Source organism: Nocardia puris (assembly GCF_036051655.1).
In the GTDB taxonomy this organism is placed as follows: Bacteria; Actinomycetota; Actinomycetes; order Mycobacteriales; family Mycobacteriaceae; genus Nocardia; species Nocardia puris.
The window spans coordinates 4,605,819-4,626,276 of sequence record NZ_CP107943.1 but is presented as its reverse complement, the minus strand read 5'-3'; the positions used below and the strand labels follow the sequence as shown (position 1 = coordinate 4,626,276).

Sequence of the window (20,458 nt, the reverse complement as noted above, 5' to 3'; positions counted from 1 at the left end):
ACGTGCACGGCCGGAAAGCCTTGCCACACCGGCGCCGCCCTGCCCGCAGCCGACTACCGCCATCCGGAACCCTTTGCGGGACAACAGGTTATCGGTGCGGGCAACGACCGTGTGGATCGCAGGCGAACCGACCGAACACGCCGGGGTGACACCGGTGAGCCTTCCGGGACGATCGGCGTCACCCCGAACGTCGCGATACGCCTCCGGAAACGGTTGATCCCCTCACCCCACGTCGCGGCGCAGCCAGGTGACTTCCGCCCCCACTCCCCCGTCACCCGACCGGTACACCTCGAGGTCGTCGTCCCACGGCGTGCCGAGCGCGCGATCGATCTCGGCGGCCAGGTCGTAGGCCGAGTACTTCCCGAGTTCGCGCGCGGCTTGCAGCATGGTGCGCAACCGCATCTCGCCCAGCGTCACATCGCCGTTGGCGCCGGTGGATCCGTGGAACAGGCCGAGGCCGGGCACGAAACTGTAGCGCTCGCCGTCGACGCCGTCGCTCGGATCCTCGGTCACCTCGAACCGCAGGACCGGCCAGGAGCGCAGCGATTGGGCGATGCGGGAGGCCGTGCCGACCGGTCCGATCCAGTCGCTGGTGGCGCGCAGATGACCGTCGGCGGGCTGGGCGGTCCAGCGGAGTTTGGCGGGGGAACCGAGGGCGGAGGTGAGCGCCCACTCGACATGCGGGCACAGCGCGGCCGGCGACGAGTGGATCCACACCACACCCGCCGTCGAGTCCGCGAACTGACTCGATGCGCGCACCACTGACACCTCCAGCTCCGACGAGGGACGTCTTCCCCAACGGCCCGTCTCGGCTGGCGTTGCCCGAGTTTACTGGAGTGTCCGGAGTTACGTCTGTTACTTCGCGAGCGTGTTGCCCGCGAGTCGCGCCTCGGCGACGACGGCGTCGCTCAGGACCGGCCACACCTCCCGCGCCCAGTCCCCGAAATTCTCGTCCGCCAAAGCCACACACGCCACCGATATTCCGGGATCGACCCACAGGAATGTGCCCGACTGACCGAAGTGGCCGTAGGTGCGCGGCGAGTTCGCACCACCCGTCCAATGCGGCGATTTCCCGTCGCGGATCTCGAATCCGAGCCCCCAGTCGTTGGGCCGCTGCGACCCGTACCCCGGCAACACCCCGTTCAAACCGGGGAACTGCACGCTGACGGCCTCGGCGTGCGCCTGTGCGGAAATCAGCGTGGGTTCCAGCAATTCGGCCGCGAACCGCAGCAGATCGGCCACGGTGGACCGGCAGGCGTGCCCCGCCGACCCGGTCAGCACCGAGGCTTTCATGCCGAGCGGCTCGAATACCGCGCCCCGCAGATAATCGTCGAACGCGATCCCCGTCTCCTCGGCGAGAAAGTCGGCGAGCACCTCGAATCCGACGCTGGAATAGATGCGCCGGGTGCCCGGCTCGGCCATCACATCGGTGGTGGCGAAGGCCAGTCCCGAGGTGTGCGCGAGCAGATGCCGGACGGTAGCTCCGGGCGGGCCCGCGGGCTGATCGAGTTCGAGCGCGCCCTCTTCCACCGCGACCAGCACGGCATAGGCCACCAGCGGTTTGGTGACCGAGGCGAGCGGGAAGACGCGTTCGGCGTCGCCCTGCGCGACGGCGCCGGCGCGGGTCACCACCCCCGCCGCCGCGTGCCGAACCGGCCAGTCCTGGATCTGCTCGAGTGAACGCACACCGCGAGCGTACGGAATGCCCGGCGTACGGGCGGCATCTCGCACCGGTACCGCCGGTACCATGGTCGGATCATGAGCACCCTACCCGCGATCCACGGCGAGGCGGCCCCCGGTTTCGGCCCGGTCGCCGACGCGTTCCGCCGGAATTTCTCCCACCACGGCGAGATCGGCGCCGCCGTCGCCGTCTACGCGGGCGACGACCTGGTCGTCGACCTGTGGGCGGGCCACCGTGACCGCCACCGCACGCTGCCGTGGGAGCGCGACACCATCGTCCCGGTGTTTTCCTCCACCAAGGGCATGGCGGCGTTCGTCGTCGCGAGCATGGTGTCGCGAGGCGTGCTGGACTACGAGAAGCCGGTGGCCGACTACTGGCCGGAGTTCGCCGCGCACGGCAAGGGCACGGTCACCGTCCGTCAGCTCATCGACCATCAGGCCGGGTTGTCCGGGCTCGACCGGATCGTGACGCTGCGCGAACTCGCCGATCTGGACGGGCTGGCGAAGATCCTCGCCGAGCAGAAACCGGCGTGGCGGCCCGGCACGCGCCACGGCTATCACGCGCTGACGCTCGGTCTCTACCAGGGCGAGCTGGTGCGCCGCGTCGATCCGCGCGGGCGCACCCTCGGGCGGGTCTTCGCCGAGGACATCGCGGGCCCGCTCGGCCTGGATTTCTTCATCGGGTTCCCGGAGTCGGAGCCGATCGAACGCGTCGCGACGCTCTCGGCGACGCGCGGCCTGGACATCCTGCGCTTCGAGCGCGACCTTCCGCTGCGCATCGGCACCGAGATCTACCTGCAACGCGGGCATTCCCATGCGGCGCTGACCAATCCGCGCTGCGGAGCGCCCGTGCGGGCCGCCCGGCGCGAGTTCCTGGGCCTCGAGCTGCCCGCGCACGGCGGCGTGGGCAACGCGCGCTCGCTGGCCAAGGTCTACGGCGCGGCGGCCGGGCGGACCAGCGCGCTACCGCTGGCCGACGACGTGCTCGAGCTGCTGGCCGCCGCCGACACCGCCGACGACGTGCCCGCCGACGATCTGGTGCTGCACACCAAGAGCCGCTACCACCTCGGGTTCCGCAAGTCGCGCGGCTCGTTCCGCTTCGGCGCCGACAAGCGCGCCTACGGCACCACCGGGCTGGGCGGTTCGTTCGGATTCGCCGATCCCGCCACCGGACTCGGCTTCGGCTACACGATGAACCGCCTCGGCATGGCCGTGCTCGACGACGTGCGCAGCCGCAACCTGCGCGAAGCGCTCCTGCGCTGCACCCGCTGAGCACTCATGACGAAAGCTCGGCCCGGCGAACCGGTTCGGCGCCACCCGCCCACGCGGGTGGCGCTGCGGCTCGCCGGGTGAACCGTTACCAGTCGGCCTCGGTGTAGCGGATGATGCCGCGAATGTTCTTGCCGTCCAGCATGTCCTGGTAGCCCTGGTTGATCTCCTCGAGCGAGTAGCTGCGGGTGACCATGTCGTCCAGGTTCAGCTGGCCGCTCTTGTACAGGGCGAGCAGGCGCGGGGCGTCCTGGCGGGCGTTGCCGCCGCCGAAGATGCAGCCCTTCACCGTCTTCTGGAGCATGGACAGCAGGAAGCTGTTCATCTTCACCTCGCCGGCGTCCATGCGGCCCATGGAGGTGACCACGAGGGTGCCCGCCTTGGCGGTGAGGATCAGGCCCTCCTCGATGTAGTCGCCGTGCATCTCGCCCATGGTGAGGATGACCTTCTCGGCCATGCGGCCCTCGGTCGCGTCCATCAGCGGCATGATGGCCTCGGCCATGCTGGCGTAAGTGTGTGTCGCGCCGAACTTCTGGGCCTGCTCGCGCTTCCACGGGTTCGGGTCGATCGCGACGACCTTCGACGCGCCGGAGAGCACGGCGCCTTGCAGCGCGCTCATGCCGACACCGCCGATGCCCGCGATCACCACGGTCTCGCCGGGCATCACGTTGGCGACGTGGGTGGAGGAGCCGAAGCCGGTGGGCACGCCGCAGCCGACGAGGCAGGCCACCTCGAACGGGACGGTCGGGTCGATCTTGACCACCGACGTGTGGTGCACCGTCATGTACGGCGCGAACGTGCCGAGCAGGCACATGGGGATGACGTTCTGCCCGCGCGCCTGGATGCGGTAGGTGCCGTCGCTGATCGCCTGCCCCAGCAGCAGCCCCGCGCCCAGATCGCACAGGGCCATATGGCCCGAGACGCACGCCGGACAGCGCCCGCAGGCGGGGATGAACGAGAGGATGACGTGATCGCCGACCTGGAGGTCGGCGGGCACGTTGGGGCCGAGCTTGGTGATGACGCCCGCGCCCTCGTGACCGCCCATCACCGGGAAGCCCGGCATCGGTGTCGCGCCGGTGACGATGTGGTGGTCCGAATGGCACATCCCGGCGGTCTCCATCCGGATCTGCACTTCGCCCGCGACCGGATCACCGACTTCGATCTCTTCCACCGACCACGGCTCGTCAATCCCCCACAGGATCGCGCCCTTCGTCTTCATTGCTGCCGACCTCTCGCATGCACGTGCTTCTCTGTGACTGCACCCACACTACGAGAAAAATGGAACGCGTTCTAGTGGTGTCGCGGAAATTGATCTACAAGGCCGATATCGGCACCCGAACGCGTTCTAGATTCTGCCTCGCGCGGGCCCTCGGTCACCCGGGACCCTACGCGGCACCCGCCCCGCGCCGAGGCCTTTTCGACCCCGACGGCGGCAATGGTCAGCCCCGGACGTCGTGCACGTGGTGGACGAGGTCGTGCGCGAAGTACTTCGCCAGCGACTCGACGGTGAACAGCGAGCCATTGCTGCGCCGGGCGCGCAGGCCCCGATCCGCCGGCGGCACGGCGGCGAAGGCGCGGGCGGCGGCATCGGCCGCCACGGACAGATCGGCGGCGACCATGGCCGGGTCCTGTGCGCCGTAGCGGTCGGCCACGGCGGTGGCGTCCTGATCCCAGTTCGAGAACTCGGGCAGGCCGTCGGGCGTCTCCCCCGCCGCGCGCCCGCGCGGGTCGAACGCGGGCACGCCGGGGTCGATCGCCTCGGCGCCCGTCACCACGGCGGCGCGGTAGACGAAGATCCGGCACACGTCGCGCACGTGGGCCCCGTATTCGAGCGCCGACCAGGTCGACGCGTCGGGCCGCACCGCCGCACCGGGCCGTTCCAGCGCCGCGCCCAGCCGGCGCGCGCTCGCCCGCGCCAGCTCGGGCACCTCGTCGTAGGCGGTGGCGGTGGCGTCGAAACCGCAGTCGGGGCAGACGCGTTCGAGCACCCAGGTCCAGTCCTTGACATCGGGAACGATCGACATGGCACCGACCCTAGACTGGCTCGATATCAATCTCCATCAATATCCAGCCAGTCCCCGTCGAGATCGCGACGCTCACTCCAGCAGCCGGTCGGCCTTCTCGAACAGCTCCAGGGTGACCGCGTGCAGGAAGTCGCCGACCTGCTTGGGCGCCTTGTTGGCGAACGCGCGCGCGTAGGTGCCCTCCAGCACGATGCCGAGCTTGAAGCAGGCCAGCACCGTGTACCAGGTGACCGCGCTCAGGTCGCGATCGGAGAAGCGCGCGTAGTGCGCGATCATCTCCTCCGGCGTCGGCAGCCCGCCCGCGGCGCCGAGTTTGCCGACCAGCGCGGAGGCGGTCGAGCCGGGGTCGGGCCGGGTGGCGATCTGCCAGCCCAGGTCCAGCAGCGGGTCACCGATCGTGGACATCTCCCAGTCCACCATCGCCGCGACCTCGGGGCCGTCGTAGTCGAACATCATGTTGGCCAGGTGGCAGTCGCCGTGCAGGATGCCGGGCGTCCAGTCGGCGGGGCGGTGGCGCTCGAGCCAGTCGCCCACCCGGTCCAGCGCGGGGATGGCCGGGCCCGGGTAACCCTCGTTGGCCGAATACGATTCGAGCTCGCCCAGCCAGCGCGGGACCTGTCGTTCCAGGAAACCGTCCGGCTTGCCGTAGTCGGCCAGGCCGAGGGCCTGATAGTCCAGCGACCCCAGCCGCGCGATGGCCTCCACGGCGGACAGGCCCATCTGCCTGCGCACCTCCGGATCACCGGCGTGCAGGGCGGGCAGTTCGTTCTGCGGGTTGAACCCGGTGATCGGCTCCATGAGATAGAAGACCGCGCCGATGAGGGTCTCGTCGGTACACGCGGCGATCACGCGCGGGGACCGCACCTCGGTGGCGTCGAGCGCGCCGAGCAGGCGCGCCTCGCGGCGGATCACCTCGTTGCTCTTGGCGCGCAGGTGCTTCGGGCCGCGGCGCAGCACATAGTCGCGGCCGCCGCGGGTGAACCGCAGCATGATGTTCTGGGTGCCGCCGCCGAGCGAGGTCACCCCTTCGAAGTCACCGCCGGGCAAGCCCTGCTCGTCCATCCACTTCCCGACGATCGCGAAGTCGACGACCTCGCGATCCACTGCGACCGGCTGCGCTACAGACATGCCCACATTGTGCACCACCGGTCCACAACAACTGAAGGCACCTGCCAACAGTTCTGCGCGCGCGGCCGGGCGTAGGGTTCGGTACACCATGCGCACGCTGTTGATCGACAACTACGACTCGTTCACCTACAACCTGTATCAGCTGATCAGCGAGGTGAACGGCGTCGAGCCGACGGTCGTGCGCAACGACGAGGCGCGCACGGTGGCGGCGCTGGGGTTGTCGCGGTTCGACAACGTGGTGATCTCCCCCGGCCCCGGCCGCCCCGACGTGGCGCGCGACGTGGGCGTCTCCGCCGCCGTGATCGCCGAGACCGACCTGCCGCTGCTCGGCGTCTGCCTGGGACACCAGGGGATCGTCGTCGCGGCGGGCGGCGTCGTGGGTCCCGCGCCCGCCGCCCGCCACGGCTATCTGGACCGCATCGAGCACGACAACCGCGACGTGTTCGCGGGGCTGCCCGCCGGATTCGTCGCCGTGCGGTACCACTCGCTGAGCGCCCGGCGGCCGTTGCCAAACGACCTGGAGATCACCGCCGCGGCGGCCGACGGCGTGGTGATGGGCGTACGGCACCGCACTCGCCCGCAGTGGGGCGTGCAGTTCCACCCGGAGTCCATCGCCAGCGAGTTCGGCGCGGCGCTGCTGCGGAACTTCGCGGGACTGACTGCCGCGCATCATGAGTCGCGCGGGGGCGGGCCTGTGGGGACGGGCGCGTTGTCGGCCGTGCACCGGCCTCGTCGGTCGGGAGAGACGCGGGTGCCAGGCTTTTCGTCGACCACACCTCCTGCCGCGCAACAGTTTCCGACGGCGACAGCTTCCGGTGCGGCGGACCGGTCCATCTCGCCCACCGCGGTGCGTGAGCGACCGGAACAACCGGAACAAGCTGAGCTCGCGGAGTCAGCGGATGTCGCACCCGACCTCCGCGTACCGGCGACAGGTTCCGCTGAAACGGCCGGCGATGCGGGTCATCCCACCGCGGCCGACCCGCGCGAGGCGAGCCGCGCCGGATCAGCGCGCACGGCGGGCTCGACACCGGTACCCGCCTCGGCGGCCGCCGTCACTCCCGGACCGGGACCCCGAGGCAGGATTCCCGCTCCGGCGATCACCTCCACGTCGCTGGACTCGGGGCCGGGTTCGGTCAGCACGGGATTGCCGATCGAGGACGAAAACCGTTACCCCCCTGTCGATTCCACGCGACGGATGCGGCTGCTGCACTCCGTGATCGACCGAGCCATCGACACCGAGGCGGCGTTCGTCCGGCTCTACGGCGCGTCGCCCACCGCGTTCTGGCTGGACAGCGAGCACGTGGAGCCGGGGCTGGACCGGTTCTCGTTCCTGGGTGACGCGAGCGGACCACTGGCCGAGGTGGTGCGGTATCGCGTCGGCGACGGCGCGGTGATCGTCGAGACAGCCGAGGGCGGGCGGCGCACCGTCACGGGCGACGTGCTCGACTACCTGGCCGCACAGCTGCGGGCCCGCGAGGTCGAGATCCCCGAACTGCCTTTCGATTTCGCGTGCGGCTACGTCGGGTATCTCGGCTACGAGGTGAAGGCCGACTGCGGCGCAAACGCCGCGCACCGCGCCGAAACACCCGACGCGCAGTGGATCTTCGCCGACCGCCTGGTCGTGGTCGACCACGTGGCCGGGCACACCCATCTGCTCGCCCTCACCGACCCCGCGCCGGAAAGCGCTCTGGCCGCGGCGGATTGGCTGCGCGATACCCGCGAGGTGCTGGGCACGCTGCCGACGTGGTCGAATCCGCCCGAGCTCGAGGTCGATTCGGATACCGCGGCAGTCGAAGCGCTGCTCACCCGCGGCCGCGAACGCTATCTCGCCGATATCGCGATCTGCCTGGACCGGCTGCGCGCGGGCGAGTCCTACGAGATCTGCCTGACCGACGGCCTCACCGTCGCCGCCGATATCGGCGGCCTCGACTTCTACCGGGTGCTGCGCCGCTGCAACCCCGCCCCGTACGCGGCGTACCTTCGTTTCGACGACCTCGAGGTGGCCTGCTCCTCCCCCGAGCGCTTCCTCAAGATCGACCGCGCCCGCACGGTGGAGACCAAGCCCATCAAGGGCACCGCGCCGCGCGGCGCCACCCCCGCCGAGGACGAGCGCCTGCGCCGCGGCCTCGCCGAGGACCCCAAGACCCGCGCCGAGAACCTGATGATCGTGGACCTGCTGCGCAACGACCTGGGCCGGGTCTGCCAGATCGGCAGCGTGCACGTGCCCAACCTGATGGCCACCGAGACGTATACGACGCTGCACCAACTGGTTTCGACCGTGCGCGGCACCCTGCGCCCCGGCACGGACGTCATCGATTGCCTGCGCGCCTGCTTCCCCGGCGGGTCCATGACGGGCGCCCCCAAGCTGCGCACGATGGAGATCATCGACGAGCTCGAGACCGAGGCGCGCGGCGTCTACTCGGGCACCATCGGCTTCCTCGGGCTGGGCGGCACCGCCGATCTGAACATCGTCATCCGCACCGCCGTCCGCCACGCCGGGCGGTGGCGTATCGGCGCGGGCGGCGCGATCGTGCTGGACTCCGATCCGGAGGCCGAGTTCCGGGAGATGCTGCTGAAAGCGGCCGCCACCTATCGCGCGCTGGGACGCTGAACCGTCAGCGGCGCTTCTTGCGGCGCGGCTCTTCGGGCGGTTCCGGCTCGACCTTGGTGCTGATCCCCGTGACGCGCCCCAGCAGCGAGATCCCCGGCAACCTCGACAGCGCGCCGAGCACGTCCTCGCCGAGCGAGATCATCGCCTCCAGGCGCGGCAGCAGGCGGTCGTAGGCGGCGAACGCCGGATCGGCCAGGGCCAGGGTGCGGTCGAGGCGGTCGATGGTGGAGTTGAGCCGGTCGATCGCGACGGAGAGGTTCTCCACCAGGTCGGGCAGCTGAGCGGCGAGCTGGGCCGAGGCCGGTGGCAGCCGGACGGCGGCGTCGAAGGCGTAGCCCGCGGTCTGCTGGGCGGAGTCCAGCGCCTGACCCGCCGCCGACTGGGCGGCCTCGACCGCGGCCTGCGCGGCGGCGAGGATGTCGGCGGGGCCGGGCACGCGCGCGCCCGGCTGCTTCGGGGGCCGCCCCTCGCCGGGGTCCCGAGGGGTGCTCATGACCGGACCCGACCGGCGCGCGCCTGCGGGATCAGGATTCGCTCACCGCGTGCGCTCGTGCCCCGCGCCCTGCGTTCGTTCATGGCTCTACTGTGCCCCACCCGAGCCCGTCCGGGCGGTAAATCACCGACCGCCCGGTCTGTGTCGCGGGCCTCCGACGTCGGCGAATACGGCGTGTCGGACCGGCGTGGCAGGATTCCAGCACGATGGAACTCAGCAGAGGCGCACACGCACCGGTACCGACATCTCTTCTCGCCGTGATGGTTTCATGGCGCTCGGAGCAGGTCGTCGACGCGCATGCGCTGCTGCTCGCCGACGGCGGCGCCGTCCGCACCGACCGCGACTTCGTGTTCTACAACGCGCCCCGCCACGTCTCGCAGGCCGTCACGCTGGACCAGGAGCCCGCGCCCGGCACCGCGCGGCTGAGCGTGTCGCTGCCGCGCACCGAGGCCGACGTGGCGCGCGTGGTGATCGGCGGTTCGCTCGAACACGGCACCTTCGCCGACGTCGCGGGACTGGCCGTCACCGTGCTGGCGGCCGACGGCCCGGTAGTGCGCTTCGAGATGGACACGCCCGACCCCGTGTCGGCCATGATGTTCGGCGAGTTCTACCGCCGCGACGGGCGCTGGCGGTTCCGCGCCATCGGACAGGGGTGGGACAGCGGGCTGGCCGGGTTGGTGACCGAGTTCGGCGTCACCGTCCAGCGGGAACCGGCCCGCACACGCCATTCCACCAACCCGTTCAGCCCCTATCGGACCGGCCGCGGACAGATCGTGCGCGCCTCGGCTTCGTCCGGTTCGGCTGCGGGAGGGTCCGTTTCGAGCGTGCCCGCGTGCGAGACGTCGGAGCGCACCGGCGCTACCCCCGCGGGCTCGGTCGCGCGACGGCCATCGGTTCGGCCTGGAACCGCCGAGACGGGAAGCGGCGCAGCCGCATCCCCGGCAACGACGGAACACCCGGGCTCGACGGCGTATCCGTTGCGCGACACGACGGAGGCGAGTGAGCTCCCCGGGAACCCACCGCGCACCGCATCGAACGACTCGCGCGACCGCCCCCATCCCGTCGACCTCGCACGGCATTTCACCGAACCGCCGCACACCCCACCGCCCGCGCCGCCGAATCCCGAACGCGCCGACTGGTATCCCGATCCCGACGACCCGCAGCGTCTGCGGTGGTGGGACGGCACGGAGTGGACCTCCGCGACCCACCCGCTGCGCCGCCCCGATCCCCGCGCCTGCGAGCGCTGCGGAAACCCGCGGCGGCGCAAGCTGTTCGGCGGGCTCGCGCCGTGCCAGACCTGCGAGGTGGAGATCGGCGAGTTCCTCACCCACTGGCACGCGCGGGCGTGGCGGGTACTGATCACCTCCGGGCCGCAGGGCGCGGAGTGGGACGCGCTGTGGGCGTCGCTGCGCTATCAGCGGGTGGACGAGAGCATCGGCCACACCTCGCTGCGCGAGGTCGGGATGGGCTACGTGGAGCGGCTGGTCACCTTCGCGCTCGCCGACGGCGCGGTAGCCCAGGACGAGTACGACGCGTTCGAGAACGCCGTCGCCGAACTCGCGCTTTCCGGTCCGCTCATCGACGATCTGCGCGTCCACATGACGCGCGGGCGCACCCTGAGCCGCCTGCGCGAGGGCGACCTGCCCGTGGTCCGCACGCCCGGCCTGCACCTGGACCCCGAGGAGCGCGTGCACCTCGACCTGCCCGCCACCCACGTCCGCCACCTGGCGAAGGGGCCACGCCACACCGAGGGCCGACTCATCGCCAGCAACAAGAAGATTCGTTTCGTCGGCGCCGGTGCGGGTGTGGAAATGCCGTGGTCCCGGGTGGTTTCGGTGCACACCGACGGGCACGAGATCGAGATCGCCGCCACCTCCGCTCGCGGCAGCGCCACCTTCGCCGTCGCGGACGCGGAATACGTCGCGGCCGCCCTCGAAGGCGCCCTGCGCGTCGCCAAACGCCTCGTCCTCACCCCCGGCCAGCTCGACACGCGCAGCATCCCGCAGGAGGTGAAAGCCGAAGTGTGGCAACGCGACGGCGGACGCTGCGTGGAATGCGGCAGCGGCCACTACCTCGAGTTCGACCACATCATCCCGCTCAGCCGCGGCGGCGCCACCAGCGCGGGCAACCTCCAAATCCTCTGCCGCGCCTGCAATCGCTCGAAGGGGGCACGGATCTAGCGGCCCGCCTCCCCCGCGAAGAACACACCCCGCCCGAGCACTTCGACCGTGACCTCGTCCCCAGGACGCACCACCAGTGGCGCGGGCACCCGCGCCAGCAGGTCCGCCCCCGACGACGTCCGCAGCGACACCACCGCGTCGTGACCGTGGAAGCGCACCGTCCGCACCACCGCCACGGGATGCCCGTTCACGGCCGGAACGAGGCGAAGTTGCTCGGGGCGCAACAGGATCGCGCCCGCACCCCGCGCGGGCGCGGCCAATCCCACTCGGCCCAGCGCACTCTCGGCGTCCGCGCCCGCCGCCGTGGCGGGCAGCAGCACGGCGTCGCCGAGGAATCGGGCGAGCGCGATATCGACGGGCTTGCCGTAGATCTCCTCGGGCGGGCCGGCCTGCGCGACCCGCCCGTCGCGCAGGACCGCGACCTGGCCCGCCATGGACAGCGCCTCGTCCTGGTCGTGGGTGACCAGCACGGCCGTCGCGCCGAAGCCGGTGAGAATGTCAAGCACCTGGGTACGGACCTGGTCACGCAGACCGGCATCCAGAGCGGAGAACGGTTCGTCCAGCAGGACGGCGGCCGGGCGCGGGGCGAGCGCCCTGGCCAGCGCGACCCGCTGTTGCTGGCCGCCGGAGAGTTCGTGCGGACGCCGCGCGCCGTGCCCGGCCAGACCCACCAGCTCCAGCAATTCCCCCACCCGCTCGCGCCGCACCTTGCGCGCCCGGCCGCTCCACCCCGGCAGCCCGTAGCCGATATTGCCGGCGACCGACAGGTGCGGAAAGAGCGCCGCTTCCTGCGGCACGATGGTGACGCGCCTGCGCTCGGGCGGCAGCGACGACGACGCGCTCGCCACCACCCGCCCGCCGACCTGGATCTCCCCCGCCGCGGGCCGCAGGAACCCGGCGATCGCCCGCAGCAGCGTGGTCTTGCCGCACCCCGACGGTCCCAGCACCGCCGTGAGTTCGCCGGCGGGCACGTGCAGGTCGACGCCCCGCAGCACCTCGGTGCCCCGGTATCCGGCCACCAACCCGGCGATCTCGAGCTCACTCATGCCCGCACCTCACGGCACGCCAACCGGCACCGGCATTGTGGGCCGGCGGCCGCGCCGATCTCGCCTGCGGGTCGAGCTCGCCGCCGCACATCCGCGTGTCACTCGAGCGAACTGGCACACCCCTGCGCGATCCTCGGCCGCTCACTGCTGGTACCCACCCGATTCCGAGCGGTGTCGAACGGTCCGTCCTTCCCGTGCGCTCAGCCGACACCCTGTCCCAGGCGCGCGGACCAGAATCGCCGAAAACCATATGGGCACAACGAACTTTGTCGGTTTCCTCGCAGGACGACCACTCCTCGCCCACCCGAGCCGGCACGCACCTCCTCCTCATCGCCCACGCACCGTCCCTTCGGCGACCCGCTGCAACACGATCGTCGGCAGCACCGCCACCACGACCAGCGCCACCGCGTACCAAGCCGCTTGGGTGTATTCGAGAACTTCGGCGTGCTTCCACAATTCGAGGGCGAGAGTGTTCCCGCCGGGCGGTTGCAGGATGAGCGTCGCGGGGAGTTCCTTGGCGCAGCTGACGAAGACGAGCGCGGTGCCCGCGAGGATCCCCGGCGCGGACAGCGGCACCGTCACCCGCGCGAGCGCCCCCACCCCGGACGTGCCGAGCGATCGCGACACCTGCTCGAACCGGGGCGAGGCCGCCGCCACCGACGCGCGCACGGCGCCGATCGCGATCGGCAGGAACAGCACCACGTAGGCCAGCACCACCATCTGCCCGCGCCCGTACCAGGCGGGCGCGGCGTTGATCCCGAAGTACACCAGCGCCAACCCCACCGAGATCGCGGGCAGCGCGTACCCGGCGTAGGCGGCCAGTTCGATTCCGCGCGCCACCGTGCCGCCCGACCGCGCCGCCATGATCCCCACCGGCAGCGCCAGCAGCAACGCGATCACCGCGCCGGACACCGAGAACGACAGCGTATTGCCCAGCGCGGCAAGCAATTCCGGAACATCCAATCGCCCGGTGGTGCGTCCGGCCAACCACGGCAGCAACCCGCCCAGTGGGAACACCACCGAAACCACCACCAGCACAACGCATCCCGCCAACGCCATCGGCTTCCACGCCCCCAGCCGCACCACGGCGGGTGGACGCGGACCCGCCGACCCCACGCTCACCTTTCCCCGCGCCACCGACTCCACCACCGCGAACATCAGCGCGAGCCCGACCAGCACCAGACTGATCACCCCAGCGGCCGTCCGGTCGAAGCTCGCGTTATAGGCGTACTGGATTCCCTTGGTGAAGGTTTCGTAGCGCATCATCGCCACGGCACCGTAGTCGTGCAGCACGTAGAGCGCTCCAAGCAGCGCTCCCGCCAGCAGTGGCAACCGGATCTGCGGCAACGTCGCGGTCAGGAACGCCCGCACCGGTCCCGCCCCCAACGACCGCGCCACCTCCTCCGGCGCGGCGTCGGTCCCCCGCAACGCCGCGTACACCGGCAGCAGCACCAGCGGCGTGTTGCTGCACGTCAACACCAGCCAGGCACCGCGGAACCCGGCCGACTCCGGAAAGTGCGCCACCCACGAGAACGCCGCCACGTACGACGGGATCGCCAACGGCATCACCACCAGCGGCAACAGGATTCGCTTCCCCGGCAGATCGGTCCGCGCCAGCAGGAACGCCGCGCCGGTCCCCAGCACCACCGACGCCACCGTCACCGCCGCCAGCAATGTCAGCGTATTGACCGCCAACTCCGCCGTGCGCGCCGAGAAGGCGTACCGCCACACCGGTTCCCACCCGCGGTCGGTAGCGCGCAACACCGTGTACACCAGCGGCAGCAGCGCGACCACCACCGCGGGCAGCGCGGCGAGCGGAACACCCGCGCGCCGCACCGTGTCTCGCAGCGCGGCGGGCCCGGCGGTCATTTCAGCAGACCGGTGTCTTTCAGCAGCTGCTCGGTGGCCGCCACCGATTCCAGCTGGTTGAGGTCGATGACCGGCGGGCTCAGCTCCTCCAGCGTGGGCAGCGCGTGCCTGGAGGTCACGCCCGCGACCACCGGGTACTCCCCGGTCTCGTCGGCGAAATACTGCTGGGAGTCGGCCGCCAGCAGGAACCCGATCAGGTTCGCCGCGGCCTCCTTGTTGTCCGAGCAGGTGAGGATGCCCGCGGCGGCGATATTCACCAGCGCGCCCGGTTCGTCGCCGCCCCGGAAGTAGTGGATCCGCGCGTTCACGGAGTCGGCGCCCTCCGCATTCGTCTTCATGAACCAGTAGTAGTGGTTGATCAGGCCGAACTTCACCTGCCCCTGGTCGACACCGGTCAGGACCGCGTTATTGCCGTCGAACTCCACCGGCTCGGTGGCGCGGAACTTCTCCAGCCACTCGCGTGCGCCGTCCTCGCCGCGCAGCACCCGCAGCGCCGTGACGAAGCTCTTCCACGAGGCGTTGGTGGGCGCGTAACCGATGGCGCCGCGCCATTTCTCGTCCACCAGCTCGTCGATGCCGGCGGGCAGTTCGGCTTCGGACACCTGGCGCGGATCGTAGGCGAGCACCCGCGACCGCAGCGTGACCGCCGCCCAGCGGTGGCCCGGATCGACGTACTGCTCGGGGACCTGGCTCACCACGTCGTCGGGCAGTTCGGCGAGGTAGCCCTGCGCGGCGAGCGCGCCGAGCTCACCGGCGTCCTGGCCGAACCACACGTCGGCCGGACTGCGCGGGCCTTCCTCGAGGATCTTCACCGGCTTCTGGTCGTAGAGCGCCTCGACCCGCACGCCCGGCCCGAGCACGCTCTCGTCCATTTGATCGATCAAGGGTTTGACGAGCTTCTCGGTGCGGCCGGAATAGAGGGTGAGGACGTTCGGGTCGCCGGTCGGGGCGCATTGCGCGGCGAGGTCGGTGGCGGTCGCGGTGCTGTCGTCGTCGCCGGTACAGGCGGTGAGGGCGAGTGCGGCGGCGGCGCCCAGAGCCGCCAGCCGCAGAGAAGTGCTGTTCACGAGAGTGTCCTTCGTGGCGCGGCTCGGGGCGAGGCCGTGCTCGATCCCGCCCGGCCGGGAAGCGCCAGGCGGCTCGGACAATGCCCGCTCCACAGCGTGGAGGAAGTTGAGCCTGGCCTATCTTAGCCGACCCTGAGAAAAGTCTGAGAGGGAATGGTGCCCGAAGTTTGCCGGACAGTCATCGATTCGCCAGGCCGGTGGTCCGCGCCAGGTCGGCGAGCATCGCGTCGAACACCACGTCCGGATTCGACAGCGGCACCGGGAAATTGCCGAACACCTCGAGCGTCACGTGCCCGTAGAGCCGGACCCAGATCTGCATCATCAGATACGTCACGCCCAGGTCCAGCTTCTCCGCCGGGAACTTCTGCCCCGACTCCGACAGCGAGGCCAGCAGTTCGGTCTGGAAGCGCGTCAGGTCCTCGCGCAGATCGGCCGGGATCACGTCGGCGGGCGGGGTGACGATGTCGTAGGTGGCCAGCAGCCGGCCGGCCGCCGCGAGGAAGATCCGGCCGAACGGCTCGTCGAAGCGGCGCGTCATCGGGGCCGCGCCGGTGCCGGGCGAGGCGAACACCAGCGTGAACTCGGTGGTGTGCGCCAGCGCCCAGCGTCGGAAACCCTTGCAGATGGCGAAGAACTGCACCATGCCGTCGTCGGGCAGTTCCTCCATCTCGGCGGCCAGCCGCTCGGCGAGGTCGGCGCAGCAGTCCAGGCGCACCGCTTCCAGCAGATCGTCGCGCGAGTTGTAGTGCCGGTACAGCGCGGGCGCGGTGATGCCGAGGTCGCGGGCGATGGCCCGCAGCGTCACCGCCTCGTGTCCGCGTTCGGCGAGCAGGCGCCGCGCCACCCGGCGGATGTCGGCGTCGCTGACCACCGGCGCGCGCCCGCGCGGCCTCGGCTCGCTGCGCTCACTCATGCACCGATTCAAGCGTATTCGACGTCCCAGCGCTTGATCCCGTTCAACCAGCCCGAGCGCAGCCGCACCGGCTCCGCGAGCTGCCGCAGGTTCGGCATCACGTCGGCGATGGCGTTGAACATCAGGTCGATCTCGAGCCGCGCCAGGTTCGCGCCCACGCAGTAGTGGGTGCCGGTGCCGCCGAACCCCACGTGCGGATTCGGGTTGCGCAGCACATCGAAGGTGAACGGGTCCTCGAACGCGTCGGCGTCGAAATTGGCCGAGCTGTAGAACAATCCGACGCGCTGGCCGGCCTTGATCAGCTGCCCGCCCAGTTCGGTGTCGCAGGTCGCGGTGCGCTGGAACGCCGTCACCGGGGTCGCCCACCGCACGATCTCGTCGGGCGCGGTGCGCGGACGCTGTTCCTTGTAGAGCTCCCACTGGTCGGGATTGTCGACGAACGCCTTCATGCCGTGGGTGATCGAGTTGCGGGTGGTCTCGTTGCCCGCCACCGCCAGCAGGATGACAAAGAACGCGAACTCATCCGACCCGAGGTGCTCGCCGTCCACGTCGGCGTTGACCAGCTGGGTGACGATATCGCCCGCCGGGCAGCCGCGGCGCTGCTCGGCCATGTTCCACGCGTACCCCATCACCTCGGCGGTGGCCACGTGGTGGTTGCCCTCGAACTCGGGGTCGTCGTAGGAGATCATCTGGTTGGTCCAGTCGAACAGCTTCCTGCGGTCCTCCTGCGGGACGCCGAGCAGTTCGGCGATGGCCTGCAGCGGCAGCTCGCAGGCGACCTGTTCCACGAAGTCGCCGCGCCCCGATCTCTTCGCCTCGTGCACGATCCGCTCGGCGCGCTCGGTGAGCGCGGCGCGCAGACTCTCCACCGCACGCGGCGTGAAGCCCTTGGACACGATGCGGCGGGTCTTGGTGTGCTGCGGCGGGTCCTGATTGAGCATCAGCATGTCGCCGAGCATGTCGATCTGCTCGCGGGTGGTCTCCTCGTTGAACCGGATGATCGCGGTGTTCTCGTGCGAGGAGAACACCGTGGGATTCTTCGAGATCTCTTTGATGTCAGCGAGTTTCGACACCACCCAGTAGCCGCCGTCGTCGAAGCCGCTGGCGCGGCCGGACTGCGCGCACCACCACACGGGCGCCGTGCGGCGCAGCTCGGCGAACTCCTCGATGGGCAGCCGGGTGGCGAGCACGTCGGGGTCGGTGAAGTCGAATCCCTCGGGAATCGCGGGCATGGTCGCGGTCACGGATCTCTCCCTACCGGTCTGGGCTGCAGACCTCACAACGCTGTGCGGAACACTTCCTGACCCGATACAACCACGGATCGACGTTTCATGAACGCCGTTTACTAAAACCCGTTAAGAAATTACCCGCGCGCCGCCCGGCCGGTGCGCCACCGCACGTACCGGCCGAACAGTTCGGGCACCGGCCCGCTGTTCGGGACCGGCCGCACCCGGGTGTTCTGGAACGCCGCGACCTGCCAGTTCGCACCGGTCCGGACCAGTACCCAGGTGTTGCGGGACTGTCGCGAGGCGGGCACGTCCCGCTGCCAGGCGAACACCACCGAGCCGAGGGCGTGCAGCACCGCCACGTCGTCGGCGAGGAATCGCACCGACTCGATCTCGACCACCATCCGGGTGCCGTGCAGCACCGTGGCGAACAGGTCGGCGTGCAGCGCGCGATTCGCCTCGCGGCCACGCAGCAGAGTGCCGTCGAACGCGACGTAATCACTGTCCTCGGTGAACTCCGCGGCGTAGGCCGCGGCGTCGTGCGCGTCCCACGCCCGCGCCGCGCGCGCCACCGTCTCGCGGATCAGCGCTTCGTCCTTCGCGCGCTCGGTCATGTCCGCTCCTCTCGTCTCGCGATACCTCGATGGTCGCGCGCGACGACGGCGGACGAATCAGGGAATCACCCTGAGGAATCACCGATTTCGGGCTCGGGGTGGCCTCACATCCCGACGACGGCGTTCATGATGGTGCCGGCACTCGTGGCGACGACACCGCCGATCATGGCCCCCGCCACCATCTTCGGGGAATTCATGCCGCTGCCGCTCCACTTCTCCCACGCGAAACGCCCACCCGCGTAGATGATGCTGATGATGCCCGACAGCAGCGCGAACCACGTCGCGTACCGCACGAACTGTTCGATCTTGTCCGACAGCGGCGGCGCTTCGGGGGTCGGATTACCGACCTGGGCCACCGTGGAGATCGCATCACCGACCGACAGCAGAATGAGGCTCATTGTGGTTCCTCGCCGACTCCCCGACCGGCACGACACCGGTACTCACGCACCACCCATGATCCCGGTGCGCGGCGTCCTCCGCAAGCGCCGCCCGCCCGACACCGGCGGGAGGTGACCACGCGTGAGCGCCGGACCGGATATCATTCGTGCAGCGATTCCCCTTGTCCCGAACCCGGAATGAGCAGCACAACGATGATTCTGGCCGTCGCATTCGACACCCTGGCGCAGATCGGCAATCCGACGCCCGAGGCTCCGCCGGTGTCCGACCGTATCCTGCAGCTCGTCCGCTACCTGACCTGGTTCGTTCTGCTGTCGGGTGTGTGCGGAATCATCTACGCGGGCGGCCGGTTCGCGTGGGAGAAGTGGACCGGCGGCGGCCTCGAGTCGCCGAAGATGGTGGCGGGCGCCATGATCGGCGGTGTGGTCGCCACCAGCGCGGGCACCATCATGAACGCCGTCATCGGCTGACGCCGGTCACCCCCGCGGCGGCGGCCGCGCGCAGCCACTGCGGGAACTCGCCGAGCAGGCGGGTGTAGAGCTGCGCGTCGTCGACCACATCGATGTCGTCGAGGGCGAAGAATCCGGCGTTATCCACCACGCGGCCGTCCAGGTCATCGAGCTCGCGCAGCAGACCGTAGTTGGCCGCGCCGAGTCCGACGAACTGCCAGAACGCCGGCAGTCGTGACGCGTCGCGCAGCAGCGCCGAGATCTCGCGGCGCTGCGCGAAGCCGCCGTCGGTGAAGAACAGCACCAGCGTGGGCGCGCCACCCGGGCGCAGCGACTCCAGCAGCGTGCGGATGATCGGCAGTTCGTCGTTGCGCCCGCCCAGCGGCGCGTAGTCGATGCCGCCGTGAACCCCGTTGAGGTGCAGGTAGGTTCGCGCCCACTGCTCGGCGCCCGCGACATCGATATCCGGCAGCTTGGCGAAACGGCGCGCGTACAGGTACGCCTCCAGCGTGCCGTCGTCGTCCAACTGCGTGGCCACCGGCACCATCCGCTCCACCACCCGGTGCACGACGCCCTTGCGGTACTGCTTGGCCATGCTGCCGGTCTTGTCGATCACCAGCACCACCCGCGCCCGCACACCCAGCGCGTCGCCGTCGATGAGGACCTTGGCGACCTCGCGCTTGCGCAGGTCGAGGACGGCGCGTTTCTCGAAGGAGAGTTCGGTTTCGCCGGGGACGGTGCGGACTTCTGGGAGGGGGCGGGAGGGGCCGGTGGAGGTGGTCGGCCCGACTTGTGCTGCGGGCGTTGCGGAGTCGGCGTGCCCAGCGGGCCATGCCTGAGAGGAAGGCGAGGCGGGTGAGGCGGTATCCGCCGACCGCACTTGCGGTTCCGCTGCGGACTCGTCGTCCACCACCACACCGTGATCGGTCACCAGCGCGGCGAACCCGCCCGCGTATCCCTGACCGACCGCCCGCACCTTCCACTGCGTGCCGCGTCGATACACCTCGAGCGCGATCACCACGGATTCGCTGTCCAGACCGCCGATCACGTACTCGTACAGCGGGTTTCCCGTCGCTTCGGCGAGCGTGACCACCGGCGCGCCGTACCGGCCGAAGGTGTCGCCGTCACCGTCGAGGGTCAGCACCGCGCGCACCTGTGCGATGTCGGCGGGTAGCTGCCCGAACGAGATCGCAATGGCCGCAGGCGTTCCCGGCCGCAGCTCGACGCCCGGCGCTTCGGGTTGGTTGTAGAAGACGAAGTCCGCGTCCGAGCGCACCTTGCCGGATTCGGTCACCAGCAGAGCCGAGACGTCCACCTCGGTGTCGGCCCGCACCGAGACCACGACGCCGTCGGCCGCGATCGGCCCGTTCTGCCCTTTGACCAGGGCGACCACCACGTGCACCTCCCACCGTCCGCGTGTGCGGGCCCAGCGTACGTCAGCGTCCCTGAAGCACACGAGGGCTCGAGTTCGGCCGCAGCCGCTGTTCAGACCC

The 20,458-nt window shown here is 70.3% G+C and carries 18 protein-coding genes; 4 read left to right on the top strand and 14 right to left on the bottom strand.

Annotated elements, in window-relative coordinates:
• Positions 1–222: 222 nt before the first annotated feature.
• Positions 223–759, bottom strand: coding sequence for a DUF3145 domain-containing protein (locus tag OHB21_RS21370; protein ID WP_067513817.1), 537 nt, complete (start codon positions 757–759; stop codon positions 223–225).
• A 96-nt stretch (positions 760–855) separates the two neighbouring features.
• Positions 856–1,686 (bottom strand): serine hydrolase domain-containing protein, encoded by an 831-nt coding sequence (locus OHB21_RS21365; protein ID WP_195125727.1) that lies wholly within the window; start codon positions 1,684–1,686, stop codon positions 856–858.
• Between the two features lie 72 nt (positions 1,687–1,758).
• Here OHB21_RS21365 and OHB21_RS21360 point away from each other — a divergent pair, with 72 nt between their 5' ends.
• Positions 1,759–2,952, top strand: a complete 1,194-nt coding sequence (locus tag OHB21_RS21360) for a serine hydrolase domain-containing protein (protein WP_067513802.1) — start codon at positions 1,759–1,761, stop codon at positions 2,950–2,952.
• Positions 2,953–3,037: 85 nt separating this feature from the next.
• Here OHB21_RS21360 and OHB21_RS21355 read toward each other — a convergent pair whose 3' ends face one another.
• The 3 genes from OHB21_RS21355 to OHB21_RS21345 form a co-directional block, all read right to left on the bottom strand.
• Complete coding sequence (locus OHB21_RS21355) at positions 3,038–4,168, bottom strand: NDMA-dependent alcohol dehydrogenase (protein WP_067513801.1); 1,131 nt, start codon at positions 4,166–4,168, stop codon at positions 3,038–3,040.
• A 220-nt stretch (positions 4,169–4,388) separates the two neighbouring features.
• On the bottom strand, positions 4,389–4,973 hold the full coding sequence (locus tag OHB21_RS21350) for a DinB family protein (protein WP_113975228.1): 585 nt from the start codon (positions 4,971–4,973) through the stop codon (positions 4,389–4,391).
• 72 nt (positions 4,974–5,045) lie between these two features.
• Positions 5,046–6,101 (bottom strand): phosphotransferase family protein, encoded by a 1,056-nt coding sequence (locus OHB21_RS21345; RefSeq protein WP_067513791.1) that lies wholly within the window; start codon positions 6,099–6,101, stop codon positions 5,046–5,048.
• A gap of 88 nt (positions 6,102–6,189) precedes the next feature.
• On the opposite strand from OHB21_RS21345, the gene pabB reads away from it, so the two are divergent.
• Positions 6,190–8,712 (top strand): aminodeoxychorismate synthase component I, encoded by a 2,523-nt coding sequence (gene pabB, locus OHB21_RS21340; RefSeq protein ID WP_195125728.1) that lies wholly within the window; start codon positions 6,190–6,192, stop codon positions 8,710–8,712.
• Between the two features lie 4 nt (positions 8,713–8,716).
• Here pabB and OHB21_RS21335 read toward each other — a convergent pair whose 3' ends face one another.
• The gene (locus OHB21_RS21335; protein WP_067513789.1) at positions 8,717–9,205 is read right to left on the bottom strand and encodes a hypothetical protein; all 489 of its coding nucleotides are present in this window, start codon (positions 9,203–9,205) and stop codon (positions 8,717–8,719) included.
• Between the two features lie 206 nt (positions 9,206–9,411).
• Here OHB21_RS21335 and OHB21_RS21330 point away from each other — a divergent pair, with 206 nt between their 5' ends.
• Complete coding sequence (locus OHB21_RS21330) at positions 9,412–11,385, top strand: TerD family protein (RefSeq protein ID WP_067513788.1); 1,974 nt, start codon at positions 9,412–9,414, stop codon at positions 11,383–11,385.
• Here OHB21_RS21330 and OHB21_RS21325 read toward each other — a convergent pair.
• From OHB21_RS21325 to OHB21_RS21295, 7 genes are all read right to left on the bottom strand, one after another.
• The gene (locus tag OHB21_RS21325) at positions 11,382–12,431 is read right to left on the bottom strand and encodes an ABC transporter ATP-binding protein (protein ID WP_195125729.1); all 1,050 of its coding nucleotides are present in this window, start codon (positions 12,429–12,431) and stop codon (positions 11,382–11,384) included. The genes OHB21_RS21330 and OHB21_RS21325 overlap by 4 nt on opposite strands.
• A gap of 327 nt (positions 12,432–12,758) precedes the next feature.
• Positions 12,759–14,300, bottom strand: a complete 1,542-nt coding sequence (locus OHB21_RS21320; RefSeq protein ID WP_195125730.1) for an ABC transporter permease — start codon at positions 14,298–14,300, stop codon at positions 12,759–12,761.
• A complete protein-coding gene (locus tag OHB21_RS21315; protein ID WP_195125731.1) occupies positions 14,297–15,367 on the bottom strand; it encodes an extracellular solute-binding protein in 1,071 nt (356 codons plus the stop codon). Before OHB21_RS21315 ends, OHB21_RS21320 begins: the two co-directional genes overlap by 4 nt.
• Positions 15,368–15,545: 178 nt before the next feature.
• Positions 15,546–16,280, bottom strand: coding sequence for a TetR/AcrR family transcriptional regulator (locus OHB21_RS21310; RefSeq protein ID WP_195125732.1), 735 nt, complete (start codon positions 16,278–16,280; stop codon positions 15,546–15,548).
• An 8-nt stretch (positions 16,281–16,288) separates the two neighbouring features.
• Positions 16,289–17,512 (bottom strand): cytochrome P450, encoded by a 1,224-nt coding sequence (locus OHB21_RS21305; protein ID WP_067513799.1) that lies wholly within the window; start codon positions 17,510–17,512, stop codon positions 16,289–16,291.
• 131 nt (positions 17,513–17,643) lie between these two features.
• Positions 17,644–18,120 carry an SgcJ/EcaC family oxidoreductase gene (locus OHB21_RS21300; RefSeq protein WP_195125733.1) on the bottom strand — a complete coding sequence of 159 codons (477 nt, stop codon included), beginning with the start codon at positions 18,118–18,120 and terminating at the stop codon, positions 17,644–17,646.
• Between the two features lie 104 nt (positions 18,121–18,224).
• Positions 18,225–18,518 carry a hypothetical protein gene (locus OHB21_RS21295; protein WP_067513783.1) on the bottom strand — a complete coding sequence of 98 codons (294 nt, stop codon included), beginning with the start codon at positions 18,516–18,518 and terminating at the stop codon, positions 18,225–18,227.
• Positions 18,519–18,710: 192 nt separating this feature from the next.
• Here OHB21_RS21295 and OHB21_RS21290 point away from each other — a divergent pair, with 192 nt between their 5' ends.
• Positions 18,711–18,986 (top strand): hypothetical protein, encoded by a 276-nt coding sequence (locus tag OHB21_RS21290; protein ID WP_067513782.1) that lies wholly within the window; start codon positions 18,711–18,713, stop codon positions 18,984–18,986.
• Here the strand turns inward: OHB21_RS21290 and OHB21_RS21285 are convergent.
• Complete coding sequence (locus OHB21_RS21285) at positions 18,976–20,361, bottom strand: vWA domain-containing protein (RefSeq protein ID WP_067513798.1); 1,386 nt, start codon at positions 20,359–20,361, stop codon at positions 18,976–18,978. The two genes, OHB21_RS21290 and OHB21_RS21285, sit on opposite strands and share 11 nt — an antisense overlap.
• Positions 20,362–20,458: the final 97 nt, after the last annotated feature.